The sequence below is a fragment of the Shivajiella indica genome (assembly GCF_042683085.1).
Lineage (GTDB): Bacteria > Bacteroidota > Bacteroidia > Cytophagales > Cyclobacteriaceae > Shivajiella > Shivajiella indica.
In genome coordinates this window covers 57,436-75,096 of the sequence record NZ_JBHUIV010000020.1, presented here as the reverse complement: position 1 = coordinate 75,096, position 17,661 = coordinate 57,436, and the positions used below count along the sequence as shown (strand labels likewise).

General features: G+C 38.8%; 14 protein-coding genes. 5 read left to right on the top strand and 9 right to left on the bottom strand.

Going from position 1 to position 17,661, the window contains the following annotated elements:
- Positions 1–441 precede the first annotated feature (441 nt).
- Positions 442–1,776, top strand: a complete 1,335-nt coding sequence (locus tag ACFSKV_RS14480; protein WP_380804202.1) for a TIGR00341 family protein — start codon at positions 442–444, stop codon at positions 1,774–1,776.
- A 154-nt stretch (positions 1,777–1,930) separates the two neighbouring features.
- Here ACFSKV_RS14480 and floA read toward each other — a convergent pair whose 3' ends face one another.
- The 3 genes from floA to proS all read right to left on the bottom strand — a co-directional run bounded on the left by floA (position 1,931) and on the right by proS (position 5,105).
- On the bottom strand, positions 1,931–2,953 hold the full coding sequence (floA, locus tag ACFSKV_RS14475; RefSeq protein ID WP_380804199.1) for a flotillin-like protein FloA: 1,023 nt from the start codon (positions 2,951–2,953) through the stop codon (positions 1,931–1,933).
- A 3-nt stretch (positions 2,954–2,956) separates the two neighbouring features.
- The gene (locus ACFSKV_RS14470; protein ID WP_380804197.1) at positions 2,957–3,418 is read right to left on the bottom strand and encodes an NfeD family protein; all 462 of its coding nucleotides are present in this window, start codon (positions 3,416–3,418) and stop codon (positions 2,957–2,959) included.
- Positions 3,419–3,623: 205 nt separating this feature from the next.
- The gene (gene proS / locus ACFSKV_RS14465) at positions 3,624–5,105 is read right to left on the bottom strand and encodes a proline--tRNA ligase (protein ID WP_380804194.1); all 1,482 of its coding nucleotides are present in this window, start codon (positions 5,103–5,105) and stop codon (positions 3,624–3,626) included.
- Positions 5,106–5,230: 125 nt separating this feature from the next.
- On the opposite strand from proS, the gene ACFSKV_RS14460 reads away from it, so the two are divergent.
- Positions 5,231–6,619, top strand: coding sequence for a hypothetical protein (locus ACFSKV_RS14460; protein ID WP_380804191.1), 1,389 nt, complete (start codon positions 5,231–5,233; stop codon positions 6,617–6,619).
- Between the two features lie 83 nt (positions 6,620–6,702).
- Positions 6,703–8,223: an OmpP1/FadL family transporter gene (locus ACFSKV_RS14455; RefSeq protein ID WP_380804188.1), complete on the top strand. Its 1,521-nt coding sequence runs from the start codon at positions 6,703–6,705 to the stop codon at positions 8,221–8,223.
- Here ACFSKV_RS14455 and ACFSKV_RS14450 read toward each other — a convergent pair.
- The 3 genes from ACFSKV_RS14450 to ACFSKV_RS14440 are packed head-to-tail and all read right to left on the bottom strand — an operon-like array spanning position 8,213 to position 10,378.
- Positions 8,213–8,743 (bottom strand): shikimate kinase, encoded by a 531-nt coding sequence (locus ACFSKV_RS14450; protein WP_380804185.1) that lies wholly within the window; start codon positions 8,741–8,743, stop codon positions 8,213–8,215. The genes ACFSKV_RS14455 and ACFSKV_RS14450 overlap by 11 nt on opposite strands.
- Entirely contained in the window at positions 8,743–9,840 is a 1,098-nt protein-coding gene (locus tag ACFSKV_RS14445) for a BT_3928 family protein (protein ID WP_380804183.1), read from the bottom strand. The genes ACFSKV_RS14450 and ACFSKV_RS14445 overlap by 1 nt, the downstream gene beginning before the upstream one ends.
- The gene (locus ACFSKV_RS14440) at positions 9,833–10,378 is read right to left on the bottom strand and encodes a DUF1599 domain-containing protein (protein ID WP_380804180.1); all 546 of its coding nucleotides are present in this window, start codon (positions 10,376–10,378) and stop codon (positions 9,833–9,835) included. The genes ACFSKV_RS14445 and ACFSKV_RS14440 overlap by 8 nt, the downstream gene beginning before the upstream one ends.
- A gap of 14 nt (positions 10,379–10,392) precedes the next feature.
- Here ACFSKV_RS14440 and folP point away from each other — a divergent pair, with 14 nt between their 5' ends.
- The gene (folP, locus tag ACFSKV_RS14435) at positions 10,393–11,277 is read left to right on the top strand and encodes a dihydropteroate synthase (protein ID WP_380804178.1); all 885 of its coding nucleotides are present in this window, start codon (positions 10,393–10,395) and stop codon (positions 11,275–11,277) included.
- Positions 11,274–12,143, top strand: coding sequence for a diadenylate cyclase CdaA (gene cdaA / locus ACFSKV_RS14430; RefSeq protein WP_380804176.1), 870 nt, complete (start codon positions 11,274–11,276; stop codon positions 12,141–12,143). The genes folP and cdaA overlap by 4 nt, the downstream gene beginning before the upstream one ends.
- A 30-nt stretch (positions 12,144–12,173) precedes the next feature.
- Here the strand turns inward: cdaA and ACFSKV_RS14425 are convergent, their stop codons facing one another.
- The 3 genes from ACFSKV_RS14425 to ACFSKV_RS14415 are packed head-to-tail and all read right to left on the bottom strand — an operon-like array spanning position 12,174 to position 17,618.
- Positions 12,174–13,052 carry a YicC/YloC family endoribonuclease gene (locus ACFSKV_RS14425; RefSeq protein WP_380804174.1) on the bottom strand — a complete coding sequence of 293 codons (879 nt, stop codon included), beginning with the start codon at positions 13,050–13,052 and terminating at the stop codon, positions 12,174–12,176.
- A gap of 18 nt (positions 13,053–13,070) precedes the next feature.
- The gene (locus ACFSKV_RS14420) at positions 13,071–16,526 is read right to left on the bottom strand and encodes a biopolymer transporter Tol (protein ID WP_380804171.1); all 3,456 of its coding nucleotides are present in this window, start codon (positions 16,524–16,526) and stop codon (positions 13,071–13,073) included.
- Positions 16,527–16,568: 42 nt separating this feature from the next.
- A complete protein-coding gene (locus ACFSKV_RS14415; protein ID WP_380804169.1) occupies positions 16,569–17,618 on the bottom strand; it encodes an NAD(P)/FAD-dependent oxidoreductase in 1,050 nt (349 codons plus the stop codon).
- Positions 17,619–17,661 lie beyond the last annotated feature (43 nt).

The following is a 17,661-nucleotide window of genomic DNA, read 5'->3' as shown; positions in this document are numbered from 1 at the left end:
CCTTTGCACAAATATAAAAACATATCCATAGGCCAAAACAATAATAATAGATCTAAAAAAATAATATGGCAATTCTAATTTTTTTAGTCTTAACTAAAAATAAATTAATTTTATTATATAAAAAATTAATAATCAATGGGATAACAATTATAAGGTAAAGTAATTTATACCTTTAAATCAGAGCCAAGTAATATGTTCATTTTAACATTTTTTATCACAAAAAAAATAGGCAAGGAATATGGAATCAAAAAAACCTGATTTCCATTTTCCAAATATTTTCAAACAAATACTTTATTCAACTTCTTTTTAACCTCCTAAAATTATTTTTTTCTTGTTACTCAGGAAAGGCTAATTATTAATTTATTAGCTTGCTGATACAGTCCTAATATAAACAAAACTATGGAGCAAAGTAATAACGCACTCGGCCTCAGGAAAAAAATCATGGAATTACTCCTTTTTTTTAGAGACAGATTTGATTTACATGAGGGGAAAGAGGATGAATTGGAAACCATAGATTATATCAAAAAAAACGTAGAATTTAAAGGCGCAAATCTTTGGATCTTGATCTTTGCCATATTTGTGGCATCAGTTGGACTGAATGTAAATTCAACGGCGGTGATTATCGGTGCCATGCTGATCTCTCCCCTTATGGGCCCCATCATGGGCATTGGTCTTGCTGCCGGAATCAATGACTTCGAACTGATCAAGAAATCCTTAAAAAATCTTGGAATTGCCGTCCTGATTTCGATTTTAACCAGTACCATTTATTTTTCTTTTACGCCTTTGAATGACGCTCAGTCAGAGTTATTGGCAAGGACAGAACCTACCATTTGGGATGTACTTATTGCGCTTTTCGGGGGACTTGCCGGAATAGTCGCCGGATCAAGAAAAGAAAAAAGTAACGCTATTCCAGGTGTTGCCATCGCCACTGCTTTAATGCCTCCCTTATGTACAGCAGGATATGGTCTTGCCACCGCTAACCTATTTTATTTCTTTGGGGCATTTTATTTGTTTTTTATCAATTCTGTTTTCATCAGTCTATCGACTTACCTCATCGTCAGATTTATGAATTTCCCCAAAAAAGAATTTCTTGACCCCAAAAGAGAAAAAACTGTCAAAACCTATATTACGATTTTCACCATACTCACCATTGTACCTAGTATTTATCTGGCTTATAATATTGTAAAACGAACTTTGTGGGAAAAGTCAGCGAATAACTTTATCACTACTGAAATGCAGTTTCCAAGAACGCAGATCATCAACAGCACCTTTCATTATAATCCCGACAGCAGCACCATAGAAGTCACCCTAATCGGAGAAAGGATCAATGAAGAGAACCTGGAAATCATTTCAAGAAAATTGCCGGTATTCAACCTTAAAAACACCTATCTAAATGTAAAACAAAGTGGAGATTCGGGAACAGATATGAATTTATTAAGATCGGACATCCTTAAAGATCTTTACGAGAGAAACGAATTACTTATTAAGAATAAAGACCAAAAAATTGCCCTGTTGGAAAGGGAGCTTGCGGAATATGGGCAAACATACAGTCAGGTAATGGATATTGCTTCCGAAGCCAAAATCAATCATCCCAACCTTCAGAATTTTTCTCTTAATCGGGGTATAGTTGCAAACCTGCAACAAAATAGACAAGATACTTTATTGATAGCTTATGCCAAATTCAGACAAAACCCCAACCAAAATGAAAGAAAGAGATTTGAAAACTGGCTGAAAATAAGAACCAAAGCAGATTCATTGGCCGTCATCATCAATTAACAAAAGGAATCCTGATCATAAAAAAAGAACCTTTGATGAATTTCTTCTCAAAGGTTCTTTTTTTACCAATTGACCTTAGATTTTGGAATTTGGTAATTGATAATTGATAATTGATAATTGGTAATTGGTAATTGGTAATTGGTAATTTAAAATTTTACTTCTTCTCCCCTCCCTTGGTGGATTTTCCACTTTCAGTGCTACTACTTCCGGTATCAGTTCCTGCAATGGATGAGCGCATGTCGGTATCAGATTTGATGTTTTCCATACGGTAGTAATCCATCACTCCCAATTTCCCAGCTCTAAATGCATCAGAAATTGCTTTGGGCACTTCCGCTTCAGCCTCTATTACTTTTGCCCGCATTTCAACAGCTTTGGCCTTCATTTCCTGTTCCAAAGCAACTGCCATCGCCCTTCTCTCTTCTGCTTTGGCCTCAGCCACTTTCAAGTCTGCGGATGCTTGGTCAATCTGGAGTTTAGCGCCAATATTGGTTCCTACATCAATATCCGCTATATCAATTGAAAGAATCTCGAAAGCTGTTCCTGCATCCAATCCTCTTTCCAAAACCAGTTTGGATATCTTGTCCGGATTTTCAAGAACACTTTTATGGTTCTGTGCGGAACCAATAGATGTGACGATACCTTCCCCTACCCTTGCTAAAATAGTGTCTTCTCCAGCTCCACCTACCAATTGGGCAATGTTTGCACGGACAGTCACCCGTGCTTTTGCGATCAGCTGAATCCCATCAGCTGCCACTGCAGCCACATTAGGGGTATTGATCACTTTGGGATTTACTGAAATCTGGACTGCTTCAAATACATCCCTGCCAGCCAGGTCAATCGCTGTGGCTTGCTTGAAACTAAGTTTAATATTGGCCTTATCCGCTGAAATCAAAGCACGGATAACATTGGGGACATTTCCGCCTGCCAGATAATGGGTTTCGAGCTCATTGGTGGTAAGGTCCAAACCTGCTTTGGTTGCTGTAATCAGTGAATTGACAATGACGCTGGGGGGTACTTTCCGGATACGCATTCCGATCAATTCCCCTATGCTAACCCTTACATTGGCAAAAATGGCTGTAATCCATAAATTGACAGGAACAAAATACAAGAAAATAAAGAGTAAAATCAGGCCGGCAAAAGCCGCAAATAAAATGAACGCCGAATCAGTAATTTCCATAGTTTATGATTTAATAATTATTTTGTTGTCTTCTAATCTCGCAATAAACACCTTAGTACCTACCATAATAAATCCGGAATCAGATTTTACCTCATAAATCCTTTCCCCAAACTCTGCTTTGCCAATGGGTTTAATATCTGATATGGCCTTTCCTTCCATTCCTATCTCCAATCCAGCCAACCTATCATCAAATGACCTGCTGGTGATGGCTTCTTTTAAGGCAAATTTATTCCATACACCGGATCTAAAGCCATAAACCAAAGCGGAAAAATTCAACAACAATGCTGCCCCCACTATAATCCACGCCAGGTTATTATCGAATTTGATAAAAGCATAATAAATTCCTCCTAAAGTCACGATTAATCCCAATAGACCCACCAGTGTGGTTCCCGGAACAAATAGGATTTCGGTCAGTACCAAAACGAGCCCTATCAGAAGCAATGATACAAGGATAAACCAGGTCATAAAAGTTTTTTTCCTGAAATTAGCCTTTTTTCTACATTCTTAAAAACCCTGATCAAAATAAAAGCCTCCAAATTAATTGGAGGCTTTGATAACATTGAATACAAAAAGGTTCCCATCAGATTTTTAACTTAACCAAGTTGGGTCATTTATCTCCTCTTTATTGGTAAGAGAATCATTCTTCCCTCAATGGCAGGCATTTTTCAGATTAGTAAGCTCTGGCAAAAAGCACTCTCTGTCTAGATGGTTTTCCGGTAAGGATACATTTTCCTTCTTCTGTCTTGCTGTTTAAAGGAATGCACCTGATGGTAGCTTTGCTCAGTTCTTTGATCTTTTCTTCAGTTTCTGAAGTTCCGTCCCAATGGGCCGAAAGGAACCCGCCTTTTTCTTCCAGCACGCTTTCAAACTCCTCCCAAGTATTGACTTCGGTGGTCATCTGCTCCCTGAAATCAAAAGCTTTTTGATAAATAGTGTCCTGAATGGTATCAAGAAGATTACTTACATAGTCTTCTATGGCTACTTCACCAAGGTTGACGGTTTCCTTGGTCAAGGTATCCCTTCTGGCCAGTTCAACGGTATTGTTTTCAAGATCCCTAGGTCCCATAGCAATCCTTAACGGAACACCTTTCAATTCATATTCGGCAAATTTCCAACCTGGCTTATGGGTATCTCTATTGTCATATTTCACAGAAAGTCCCTTTGCCCGGAGCTTGGACAATATTTCATTGGCTTTTTCAGAAATCCTGGCCAATTCTTCCTCTCCCTTATAAATGGGCACGATGACCACATGGATTGGGGCTAATTTTGGTGGTAAAACCAGACCATTGTCATCTGAATGTGCCATGATCAAAGCACCCATCAAACGGGTACTTACTCCCCATGACGTCCCCCAAACATAATCAAGACCACCTTCTTTGGTAGCAAATTTCACATCAAAAGCTTTTGCAAAATTTTGTCCAAGGAAATGGGATGTTCCTGCCTGCAGGGCTTTTCCATCCTGCATCATGGCTTCAATGCAGTAAGTATCCTCGGCACCTGCAAATCTCTCATTGGCGCTCTTTACCCCTCTCACCACAGGCACTGCCATGTAGGTCTCTGCAAACTCTGCATACACATTCATCATCAGCACTGTTTCATCGATGGCCTCTTGTTTGGATGCATGGGCAGTATGTCCTTCCTGCCACAAAAATTCGGATGTTCTTAAAAATAGACGTGTCCTCATTTCCCACCTGACCACATTGGCCCATTGATTGACCAAAAGTGGTAAATCTCTATAAGATTGGATCCAATTTTTATAGGTGCTCCAAATAACCGTTTCTGAAGTTGGTCTGACGATCAGTTCTTCCTCCAGTTTGGCCTCCGGATCCACGATTACCCCACTGCCATCATCGGCATTCTTTAACCTGTAATGGGTAACTACGGCACACTCTTTGGCAAAGCCCTCCACATGGCTGGCTTCTTTCGAAAGGTAAGATTTAGGAATAAAAAGGGGAAAATAGGCGTTTACATGTCCTGTATCTTTAAACATTTTATCCAATTGGGCCTGCATTTTCTCCCAGATCGAATACCCATAGGGCTTAATCACCATACATCCTCTTACTGGGGAATTTTCTGCAAGGTCAGCCCTTTTAACTAATTCATTGTACCACAAAGAGTAGTCTTCACTTCTTTTTGGCAATCCTTTACTCATAGTGTCTTTGTTGATTTCAAAAATCTATTTATCTTCGCTCAATACTGTGGGTGGCAAATATAATCCAAAAATTTATAACCCTATTGATGTACTCACGTATAAGTAATTAGTAAAAACCAAACACAATGATGAACCTCAACAAAATATTGACAATTGGAGCTGGAGCGGTACTTATGTTATCCTCCTGCAGCACCAGCTACAATGCAATGAAAAGCGGTGAATCCGACGATTTATACTTTATGGCCTCTGACAATAGAGTTGCCACTCAATTTGCTGTAGAGAACAACAATCCTCAAAATTTCCAGTCATTGAATTCTGTAAGACCAAACGAATTTGAGCAGGAAAGTTTTTCAGCAAGAAATGTTAATCCGGAGTATATCGCCAAATACCAATCTCAGGCAAATACAGAAGATACTGGTACGGTATATTTTGACGATAATGCAACCCAAGAAAGTACTCCAAATGTCAATGTCTATAATAACTTCTATGGATCCAGTGTTAATCCCAATGGCTTTCCTCAAAGTAATTTCAATTTAAGTTTAGGTTTTGGCTTCGGTGCTCCAATGTGGGGTATGGGATGGGGCATGCCTATGTGGGGAATGGGAATGTGGGATCCTTTCTGGGGTATGCCCATGTGGGGAATGCGTCCAGGATGGGGAATGGGCTTTGGCTGGAATTCTATGTGGGGATGGAACATGAGCTTTGGCTTTGGTATGGGCTGGGGAATGCCTATGTGGGGCAACCCTTGGATGAATCCCTGGATGGGCGGAGGAATGTGGGGATGGGGAATGAGACCAGGCTGGGGCTGGGGACCACCAGTTGTAATTATTCCTCCAGGTGGAGAAGGTGGTAGAGATATTGTCAGAGGTGGAAGACCTGGAAGAGGTGCAGGTACAGCAGTTAGCGGACCAAGAGGCGGAACTGATAGTTATGCGGCTACTACAAGAGCTGCAAGAAGAGAAGCTACTTCTGGAAATAGAGGAATATCTGAAGGAACAAGAGGTTCCAGTAGAGACTTTTCCGCATCCCAAAATGAATACAATAGTGCAAGAAGCCGCGTAGCCAATACTTCAGCTTCTGCAAATCCAGGCTATAGAAATACAGGTTCAGCGGCTGCTACAAGACCAAGTTCAAGGACTGGAGTAGCCAATACAAGACCTAGCTATAATACCGGTACTAATACAAGAAGTGCTTACGGAACTGCTCCTTCAAGAGGAACTACTGCTCCTGGCACCATCAATAGAAGCACCGGAACAACAAGAGGTTCCAGTCCGTCCTACAACAGAGGAAATACCGGAGGAACATTTAACAATACTAGAACAGCACCATCAAGGAATTCTTACTCAACTCCTTCAAGAGGCGGAATGTCCACACCAAGCAGAAGTAGTGGGGGCTCATTTGGAGCACCTAGCAGAAGCAGTGGCGGTGGATTCAGCTCAGGAGGAATGAGTGGAGGTAGCCGTGGTGGCGGAGGAATGAGCTCCGGAGGTTCAAGAGGAGGAAGGGGGAATTAATTCCCCCTTTTTTTTACCCCAGGATAAAGAGAAAGGCATATTATTTGATTTATATTTGATCGGATTTTCAATTCAGATTTTATATGGTTTCATTGAAAAAATTATTCTTTGGCGCTCTTTTGAGTGTAGTTTTTGTGGGAATATCCAATGCCCAGTTTGGATATTATGAAGATGCGCTAAGATTCAGTAGGTTTCAGTCCACCGGCTCAGCAAGGATAATGGGGATTGGTGGGGCTCAGATGTCATTGGGTGGAGATATTTCAAACATACATACTAACCCGGCAGGGTTGGGATTTTTTAGAAGATCGGAATTCAGCTTCTCGCCTTCTATCAGTACTTGGACTACAGAAAGTAATTATTTAGGACAATTCCAGGAGGACAGAACAAACAATATTAGTTTACCCAATTTCAGTTTGGTCATAAGCAGACCCAAAGGGCCATTGAGTCCGGGTAAATTTAGAGGGGGATCTTTCGGTATCAGTTTTAATAGAATGAGCCATTTCAACACCCGATTCGGTTATTTTTCTGATATACAGGGTAATACTTCCATTATTGATTATTTTCTCGATCAGGCTAATGGAATACCTGAAAGTCAGATTGAAAACTTTGGTTTGACAGGCCTTGCTTACCAAACCTTCCTTATCAATCCTATAACTCAGGATGAGCAGGGAAACCCAATTAACAATCCAACTCAATACGACTCTTTCGTACTAGGATTTCCTTTTCAGGATGAAAGGGTAATACAGGAGGGTAGGATCAGTCAGACCACCTTCTCTTATGGTGCTAATTTTGACAATAAACTTTTTGTCGGTGCAGGATTGGGACTTAGTTCATTGATTTACAGCTCAAACAAAAACTATGGAGAAGAATTTTTTGACGAACCTTTGATAGATTCCAGGATAGTGGAAGAGTTGTATATTTCAGGTTTTGGAGCAAATATCAACCTGGGTGTAATTTATAAACCAGTAGATCAGGTCAACCTCGGATTTAATTTCCAGTCCCCTACCTGGTATAATATGAATGAGGAATATGGTGCAACCATGGTCAATTTCTTTGATAATTTCTATTTTGAACCTGAAGATATTGTATTAGGAAGAGAAGAAGCTTCTACTCCTATAGTTTTGGGAAATTATAATTTAAATACGCCTCTGAGGCTTAGTGGAGGGGCAACTTTCTTTCTTGGGAAAAACGGTTTTATCTCAGCAGATATTGATTACCTGGATTACAGCCAAAGTAGGATCAATTCCAGGGACTTTAATCCCAATGCAGACAATCAGGAAATCAGGTTACTTTACGGACAAACCTTCAATTATAGGATAGGTGGGGAATACAGGTTTGATATTTGGAGAATTCGGGGTGGATATGGCTATTATGGAGACCCTTTCCAACAAGCAAGTGCGATCAATCGAAATGCGCAACAATATACTGGAGGGTTTGGAGCAAGGCTTAAAAAGTTCTATGTGGACTTTGCCTATATGTACACCCTATCAGACCAGCTTTATAGTTCCTATACTTTAATTGAAAATGGGGTAAATATTGGCCCGGTAATTCAGATCAGGAACCGAATCAGCACAGGCATGATGACTTTTGGATTCAACTTTTAAAAAATGCCATCAGCTCAGAAAACAACAACTCAGCGGAAATATCATCTCCGCTGAGTTTTATTTTTGACTGTAAATAATAAGACTCTCTTGAGGCAAGTAAATTTTTCAATTTTAAGATCATCTCACCTTCACCCAAACCTGCAAACATCGGTCTTTTTCCGGATTTGTCTTTTGAAAGTCTTTTTAATATTTCTTCCAAAGAAACTTCTAAATAAACTGAAACCGCCTTTTCGTTGATCAACTCCATGTTGTCATTAAAACAGGGAGTCCCACCACCGGTGGATAGCACGAACCCTTCCAGTCCATCCAGTACTTTTTTCAGATAAATGCTTTCCAGTTCCCTGAATTTCCCCTCTCCTTCTTCTGAAAAAATTCTGCTGATTTTCTTACCTGTACCCTCTTCAATCAATTGATCAAGATCAATGAACACAAAATTCAATAAGGAGGCTACCTGTTTTCCAAAGGTTGATTTCCCGGAACCGGGAAGGCCCACCAGAACAATTTTCAGTGGAGCTCTCATCACTTCAATAAGCTGATTACTTCTGATGAAGGAGGAGTATTTCTAAAATGATATTTTTTAATGACCACTCCATCGTTTAAAAGCATCAGACCCGGATTGGATCTCATAATAGTTTTGATAACAGTAGCATCTCCCTGAAAACCTTCCATCTCCCATCCCCTTGATTCCAAAAGCCCCTGAATTTCATCTTCCGAAGAAGCAGCGACTAAAACAGGTTTGACTTCAGAACCTTTTATCCCAATCAGTAGCTCATCGATTTTATCAAGATGATCCCGGTTCATTTTTGAGATATTGGTAATCAGGACTACGGCTTTTTTTCCTTGAAGTATTTCCTCTGTATAATCTCCCTCTTCATTCCAGACAGCAAAATCTGAAATTTTGGGCAAAGCCTCTTCATTAACCAGTTTCATCTCCACAAATTCATATGAATCGTCAGCAGGATATTGGTCAAAAACAAACTCATCCCCTCCCTTCCTCATTATATAATTATATTGTAATGGAGCAGATGGCTGCATCGCCTGTGGAATATTCACCCCTTCTTTATAGGCTCTAAAATCAATGAACGGAAGGTTTCTGATGGCAGTTACCGCCAAAAATACAGAAAGCACCAAACTTATTCTTACCGACCACTTTGCCCAAGATGGTCCATCATTTGACAAATCCTTCCTAAAAAAGAACAGCACAGCGATCAATACCAATAAAATGACATCCTTGGTAAAAGATTCCCATGGAGTCAATTTGATGGCATCTCCAAAACAGCCGCAATCTGTCACTTTATTGAAATATGCCGAATAAAATGTCAGAAAAGTGAAAAACAAAATCATCAACGACAATGCCCAAACTGTAAACCTAAGCCTGACCCCAAGTATGAGCATTACCCCTAAAACCACTTCCGCCACTACCAAAAAAACGGCCAAAGGCAAGGCAATGTCTTTGAATAGATGAAAAAATGAGGCAATATCATTCGAAAAAACATCAAAATATTCCTCAAGCTTGATCGCAGTTCCTACTGGATCATTGACCTTAATCATCCCTGAGAAAATAAATAAGCCTCCAACAATAAAACGGATAATTAATAAACTTATTTGTTTAAACATGGTATTGTAATTTAATGAGACAGAAAACTGCATAGTTGATCATATCTTGGTAATTGGCTTCTATACCTTCTGATACCAAAGTAACTCCCTGATTATCTTCAATCTGTTTCACTCTATAAAGTTTCATCAAAATGATATCTGTCATCGAGGAAACGCGCATATCTCTCCAGGCTTCTCCGTAATCATGGTTTTTATTTTCCAAAAGGCCACGGGTATCGTTGACCCATTGATCGTAAATTGGTTCCAGTTGTTCAAAAGTCAATTCCATTTCCGGCTCTTCCCTTAGACTGATCTGCATCAAAGCAATCAAGCAATAATTGATGATACCTACAAACTCATCTACTATCGGATCATTCACTTTTTGGTTTCCTTTTTCCTGTATAGAGCGGATTCTTTGGGCTTTAATAAAAATCTGATCTGTGATGGAAGGAAGTCTTAAAATCCTCCAAGCAGTCCCATAATCTTTCGTTTTCTTTTTGAATAGTTCTTTACAAAGGTGTATAACTTGATTATATTCGCTGACAGTTTGCGTTTTCAAAGCTGATTTGTTTAATGGATAAATTATTCCCCTCTCCTTCGGATTTCGAAGATAAATTATTTCCTCCAAAAATAACACTTAGAATCAAAGGAAAGCTATTATTGTTGGATAGACCTTGGGTAATGGGGATACTGAACCTAACTCCTGATTCCTTCTATTCGGGAAGCAGGTTCTTGGGAGATGAAGCATTCCTTTTACAAAGAGCCGATAAAATGATAGTTGAAGGCGCAGACATGTTGGATATTGGTGGCTACAGTTCCAGACCTGGTGCTAAGGAAGTCAGCTTAGAAGAGGAATTATCCAGAGTTATTCCCGCTATAATAGCCATAAAAAAAAACAATCCCGGAATTTTGATTTCAATTGACACCTTTAGGGCAAAGGTAGCCGAAGAAGCCATTTCAGCAGGGGCAGATATGGTCAATGATATATCCGCAGGAGAGCTTGATAAGGACATGATCAGGACTGTAGCCGGGCTCGAAATTCCATATATAGCCATGCATATGAGAGGAACTCCGAAGAATATGCAACAAATGACAGACTATGGGGATATATTATTGGAAATCGCTAAATATTTTGCAAAAAAACTGGAAGATTTTAATAAAGCTGGCATAAAAGATGTGATATTAGATCCGGGGTTTGGATTTGCAAAAACATTAGAGCAAAACTATTGGATTCTGAAAAATTTATCTTATTTTAAGATAATTCAAGCGCCAATTTTAGTTGGGGTTTCAAGAAAGTCTATGATTTACAAAAAACTGGACTTGACCCCTGAGGAATCGCTGAATGCTACCACTGCCCTACATATGGCTGCACTTATCAATGGGGCAAATATACTTAGGGTACATGATGTTAAAGAAGCTAAACAGACCGTAATATTATATAACCAACTATACTCTTGAATTTACTTTTCAAAATAGGTTTTTTAGAAATTTCGATCGTGAATCTCATAGATATCACCTTGGTAAGTATTCTTATCTATCAAGTGTACAAACTATTGAGAGGAAGCGTGGCTATCAAAATTTTCCTGGGATTCCTTTCTATTTACCTAATCTACTTATTAGTCAATGCCCTGAGGATGGAATTGCTTTCCATCATTTTGGGCCAATTTATGGGAGTGGGTGTGATTGCTGCCATTATCATATTTGCTCCTGAAATCCGGAAATTCTTACTCATCATAGGAAGATCTTCCTTTCTTTCCAATGAGAACTTCTTACAGGAACTCCTTTTTTGGAAAAAAAGAGAGTCACAGGCTTTTAATATCAACCCCATCATTGAGGCTTCCAAAAGCCTTTCAGGCACCAACACAGGTGCCCTGATGGTCATATCCAGTAATTCTGAACTTAAATTCTATGCCGAAAGCGGAGATATACTTGATGCCCAGGTGTCCAAAAGATTGTTGATATCCATCTTCAATAAATTCAGCCCTCTTCACGATGGAGCGGCTATCATTTACAATGGAAAGGTAAAAGCTGCAAGATGTATACTTCCAGTAACCGAAAGAGAAGTTCCGGCGCAATTTGGATTACGCCATAGGGCAGCTATAGGAATGTCTGAAGCCACTGATACCCTCATTTTGGTAATTTCTGAAGAAACAGGACAGGTATCCCTAGCAAAAAATGGGAAAATTCTGCACAATCTGTCTTTTCAGGAAGTCAGGGAATTTATCAATGATTACCTGACAGGGGTGGACATTGATGACAAGTTTGAACCTATTTCTTCATTTGAACGCCAACGTTTCAAAAAGACGACTGCAAGCAACGTTTGATTTCTTTGAAGCCAAAAATCCACAGCCCTTTTAAAGAATGTTCAGGGTCTGTTCTTTGATTTTTTCAAGTTCATCCTTCATAATCACCACAAACTTCTGTATTTCTGCGTCATTCGCTTTTGAACCTATGGTATTGATCTCTCTTCCGATTTCCTGGGATATAAATCCTAATTTTTTACCCTGATTATTTTCTTCTATCAGATTTTTTTCAAAATAATTCAAATGGGTTTCCAACCTTACTATTTCTTCCGTAATATCTATTTTTTCAAAATAATAGATCAATTCCTGTTCAAATCTGTTTTTGTCAAAATCATTCTCTTCCAACCAGTCTTTGAAATTACTTCGGATCCTAAGTCTTATTCTTTCCTTTCTGATGGGGTCTGAAATTTTTATTTGGGACAATCCTTCTTTGATAACACTTAGGTTTTCTAAAAATTTGGACTGAAGTACATTTCCTTCATCAATTCTAAATTGGTCACATTTTAATAGCGCTTCTTCAATTACAGGTTTTAAAACTTCCCATTCTTCAGAATCAGATGCCTTTTCCACTAAATTTGAAATTACTCCCGGTGACTGTAAGGCCAATTTAAAGATATCTTCAGATTGGGATCCTACAAATTGCGCCAGTTCACGATATTTCCTGAAATAAGATTGAAACAATTCATCATTAATTCCAATGGGTATTTCAGTACCTGCCTTATTGCTAAATTCAATGGTCAGATTGACTTTACCTCTATCCAATATTTTGGAAACCAGATTCCTTATTTCATGCTCCTTGTCTGAAAACTGTTTTGGGCTCCTGATAGATAAATCCAAAAACTTGGAATTCAAAGTCTTGACTTCAACGCTGATAATAAAAGCATCATTTTCAATACCGGCTAGACCATAGCCTGTCATTGATTTTACCATAAACAAAATTGAAATGTATTAGAAATTATACCCTAAGGTAACATAAAATCTTAAATCATCCCTTTGATAATTTCTAACCGGCCTTGCTAAATCAAATTTGAAATAATAATTAAGAAGGACTGTCCTGATACCTGCGCCATAACTTTGCAACCAAGGGTTGTTGAAATTATTGATGGTGATTTTAAAAGGAGACCCAGGTGTTGTGATAACTTCTGTATTCTGATCATTTACCCTTTCCCATGGAGCAGAATTGTTCCAAGCCGACCCAATATCATAAAAGGCTACCATCTGGAAGTTTTTTACAAAATTGGAGGTGATATTTCCTCTTGACATATAAGAAAACAGCGGTATCCGAAGTTCATTCGTAATCGTCATCATGTTTCTCCCTCTGATTTCATCAAACAGATACCCTCTCAGGTCAACAAACTCTGCAAATAATATGTTTGAATTTTCAACTCCCTCGGGATTCCTGACCGGTGATTCTTCAGGTCTATTGGTTGGCGGAGAATAAAATTCATTGAAAAGCCAGTTATTCATACCCCCGAGTAAATAATTTTGGGGATTGTTCCCAAAAAAGGATCCTGTGTAAAATCTCGTTGCTAGGATAATATTTTTATGGATTTTTTGATAGTTCCTGAAATCCAGATAGAAATTGGAGAAGGAACGACTTCCATGATTTAATCCCTGATAATGGATAATCCCAACTTTACCTTTAAAACCCTGCTGCATGAATAGACCGAGAGTTTCAGTTTTGTCAATCACAAATTCTGCCCTACCCCCTGCATATTGAACATCAAATCTGTTTTGTTCAGGTATTTGACCATAAATGATAGAGTCGGGATTTAGATTGAAATATTGGGTTTTAGCAATCAAAGGGGAGGCTGTAAACCTGGAATGGGTATTGAACGGGTATGAAAAACCTAATTCAACCTGATTCAGGACATATTTTTGGAAGGTAAGTTCCCCTTCCGAAACCTGTATGGCTTTGCGGTCAAACCTTAACCTGGCATCTATTCTTTGTTTCAGGTATTCATATTCAAAGAAAATATCGCTACCTGATCTGAAATCTAAAGGAAACATAATCCCTCCCTGGAATACATGATTATCCAATAAATCAGTCATCTTTCCTGAAAGCCCTATTCCAAACCCTCGTAATGGATCTACCACCCAGTCTGTGGAAAGGTTATTGGTGATAAATTGCGGTGTCATTTTCTGAGGGCCTGTGACCCTCTTTTGGGCGCTTTGCCGTCTGAAATTTTCCAACAAATTACTTCTTTGGCCTCCTACAGCAGTCTGTATTCTATCTCTGATATCCTGTTGGGGCTGAGGGATGGTATCAAAGACATAATTATCCGTATCTATCCCGGCTTTTCTTTCAAATCTTAATCTATCAAGACTTATAGAAGATGTCAGGCTTTTTGGGGCAGGAATGGTATCAGCAACCATTGGCTGAACCCGTTGGGTAGTATCGGTTTGGGTTATAGGTTTTGGAGTTTCTGCTGGAGGAATACCCAACATCAAATCTTCAAGTCTTATATTGAGTGTTGTATCTCTTTTGACCATAACAGAATCCAAAGCCCGACGCTCTGACGCCTGAACCATGGCCCTTCTTTCTCTGATTTGCTCGGTGTTTATTGGCGCAACAACCGTAGGCGTTTCTTCAGTTCTTCTTGAAGTCGAAATTCTTTCAGTGAGGGATTTTGCCTGAAGAAGCTGGACTCTAGGGGTACTTGGGGTAAACTGATCAATGTTGGAAAATGATTCCAGTACAATTCTACTTTGGTTTCCATCCCGATAGGAATAGGCTACTCTGTTGATCCTGGAAGAATAATCAAAAGCCTCAATACTCTTATTGAACGCAGAAACCTGACTTGCAATTCCATTTGAAATGGTCAACCGCATCAGGTTATTGATGCCGCTTTGGTCACTGATCATCAGAATATTGTTGGAATTAAGGACCCTTGGCTGGAAATTCCTATTGTTGAGGTTTGTAAGTTTTTCAGTTGGCAAAGAATCCCTTAAATCATATTTGTATAAGTTGAAGTACTCCGGCAACAACTTGACATCCGGTGTTCTGGTTAAAAGTGAATCAGCTATCTCTGTAAAATTGGAGGAATAAATCACCGTAGAATCATTCAAAAAAACCGGGGTGATATTATCAAAAGCATCATTGGTCAATCTCTTTCCTACCCCCCTTGCATTTAACGAAAAAACGTCTGTTCTTCCATTTGAAATTGCAGAAAGCACCATATTCCTACCTGTGGAGTTAAAATCCAGACTCAGAATTTGGGTAATATTTCTAAGGAAGATTTTATCCTGTGCAGAACCATCTATCGCTCTCATTCTCAACGTGGTAGTCCCCCTTCTGAAAGTGGCAATGGCAAGATTGAGCGTATCTCTCCAAGCGATAATTGGAGAAGTTTTATTGACAGGCAAATCGTTAGAAACTGATCCTCCGGAGTAAATGGTTCTTTCTCTACCAGATGACAATTCTCTTAATTGGACCTTATATCTGCCGCCGTTATTGACTACATATGCCAAATGCTTGGCATCAGGGCTGAACTTTATATCATTGATTATCCCTTCATGTGAAGATGAAGTGGAATTGATTTCATTTTCAGTTTTTATATCTTTAAAAGTTGCAAATACCTGCTTGTTGGTTCCTTCATAGAACTGCCTCCATTGTTCCAAAAATGAGGCAAAGTTAAGCCCAATGGTGTTGGCTATACTGTTTTCTTCATTCCTGTTGATCCTGCTTAGGTTCAAAATACTGGAAATATACCTTCTTCCATATCGCTCAACGATAAAATTCCAAACTGACTGCCCGATCAATTGGGCTTCTTTTTCCTGGAATTTATGAAGCTTCACTGTCTTGTTTTCCCTAAAAAAATGCCTTACATAATCATCCATTTCCCTACTCCAGCCATAAGCAAGATACATTGCAGCTCCTTCAATATACCATTCGGGAAAGTTGTTGATCAGATTGGCCTGAAAAGCATCGGCTATTGTAGAGCCGTAAAGCATTTCCTCAATAATCACCTTTGCAGTGGTATATACAAGATCTTTTTTAAATTGCTCCCAGGTACCATTAAAAGCTACTTCTCCCATCAGACGGCTAAAAAACTTTTGGCCGTCAACAGCATAAACATCCTTGTTTAAATTAAGATTACTCTGTAGTCTTTCTTCGGGGGAGTTATAAATAAAAATTTTAGGCTTTGTATAGGCAACATAACCGATTTGCTGAATCAACCTGTCAAACTCACCTTCGAGGTATTCAATAGCCATTCGGGCATTATTCATACCCCCATCATAATAATAAACTTCAAAGTTGTTTGAGGTATAATGGTACCATTCTATATAATTATGCTGAACCCTATTCTTGCCAAATCTCTCCCTGTCAAACTGAGCAAAAGACTCCACGTTTGCCAACAGCAAGAACAAAGAAAAGAAAATTCCTAAGACTTTAACTTTCATTTATCTTTTACACTAGGACTTAAATATACTTAAAAATAGATTTTATGTTTGATTCCATCGACTAATGTTTACTTCTTTTTGTATTTCTATCCCATTTAACAAGAATTCTACCATGATTTTGCTAAAGTAAGGCACTAAAGATACTCCCTTTGCCCCAAACCCATTAAAAATATAAACGCTTTCCAAGCCCGGATGTTTACCTAAAAAAGGTCTTCTGTCTTTTGTTGCAGGTCTAATTCCGGATTTATGATGGATTATTTTCTTATTTTCAATAAAAATCAATTTTTCCAATTTTTCCAAAAGCTCTCTTTTACCCCTTTCTGTGGGTCCTGTATCCAAATCGTGCCAGCTGTAAGTGGAACCTACCCTTTGTAATCCATTGGGTAAACTTATCCTGAAAACACCCCTATTGATAATTACATTAGGACAAAAATCCTGATGAATATCTAAGATTTCACCTTTGACAGGCGCAAATGGCAAATTTGAAAAATACTTGCTGTTCATTGCCCCAAGGCCGTTACAATAAATAATTCCTTTCGCTTTAATTTCTTTATATCTTATTCCAAGATCTGTAACTTCAAGGAAATCTTCCTGGTATTCCTCCTGCATCAGCATCTCCTTTTCAATCAGATAGGAAGCATAGGCATCCAACAAGGTGTTAATATCCAGATAACCAGAATTTTTCAACATGATCCCCCCATAGGGATTGTTGACCTCATTATACAATGCTTGGGTATGGATTTTTTCAAAATAAGGTTGTAACAGTGGATCACTGCTATGGCCCATCCATTCATTTTGTTCTTCAACAGACAAAAATGGCCTGTAGATATTTTTCTTTATCAAAAAATTTTTACCCAAAAACTCTTCTAATTTCTCGTAAAAAGGTTCTATCTCAGGGAAAAGATAATCTGCCATCCAGGTTCTGACCATTTTTTTCCCAGTGACAGGATTGTAAAGACCAGCTGCAATCCTACTGCTATTATTGGCCAGGGGAGTGTCAATAAGAATGCATTTAAGATTCTTTTCCATTAACCTAAAGGACAATGCCGTGCCTGCCAATCCCTGACCGACTAGTAAAAAATCTATTTCCATGTCCAAAAATAGATTCTTTCTTCGTTATTTTGAGACATTAAAT

Excerpts from the sequence above, each read along its gene's own strand:
- ACFSKV_RS14480 (WP_380804202.1), top strand. The coding sequence starts at position 442 with ATGGAATTACTCCTTTTTTTTAGAGACAGATTTGATTTACATGAGGGG.
- floA (WP_380804199.1), bottom strand. The coding sequence starts at position 2,953 with ATGGAAATTACTGATTCGGCGTTCATTTTATTTGCGGCTTTTGCCGGC.
- ACFSKV_RS14470 (WP_380804197.1), bottom strand. The coding sequence starts at position 3,418 with ATGACCTGGTTTATCCTTGTATCATTGCTTCTGATAGGGCTCGTTTTG.
- proS (WP_380804194.1), bottom strand. The coding sequence starts at position 5,105 with ATGAGTAAAGGATTGCCAAAAAGAAGTGAAGACTACTCTTTGTGGTAC.
- ACFSKV_RS14460 (WP_380804191.1), top strand. The coding sequence starts at position 5,231 with ATGATGAACCTCAACAAAATATTGACAATTGGAGCTGGAGCGGTACTT.
- ACFSKV_RS14455 (WP_380804188.1), top strand. The coding sequence starts at position 6,703 with ATGGTTTCATTGAAAAAATTATTCTTTGGCGCTCTTTTGAGTGTAGTT.
- ACFSKV_RS14450 (WP_380804185.1), bottom strand. The coding sequence starts at position 8,743 with ATGAGAGCTCCACTGAAAATTGTTCTGGTGGGCCTTCCCGGTTCCGGG.
- ACFSKV_RS14445 (WP_380804183.1), bottom strand. The coding sequence starts at position 9,840 with ATGTTTAAACAAATAAGTTTATTAATTATCCGTTTTATTGTTGGAGGC.
- folP (WP_380804178.1), top strand. The coding sequence starts at position 10,393 with ATGGATAAATTATTCCCCTCTCCTTCGGATTTCGAAGATAAATTATTT.
- ACFSKV_RS14425 (WP_380804174.1), bottom strand. The coding sequence starts at position 13,052 with ATGGTAAAATCAATGACAGGCTATGGTCTAGCCGGTATTGAAAATGAT.
- ACFSKV_RS14420 (WP_380804171.1), bottom strand. The coding sequence starts at position 16,526 with ATGAAAGTTAAAGTCTTAGGAATTTTCTTTTCTTTGTTCTTGCTGTTG.
- ACFSKV_RS14415 (WP_380804169.1), bottom strand. The coding sequence starts at position 17,618 with ATGGAAATAGATTTTTTACTAGTCGGTCAGGGATTGGCAGGCACGGCA.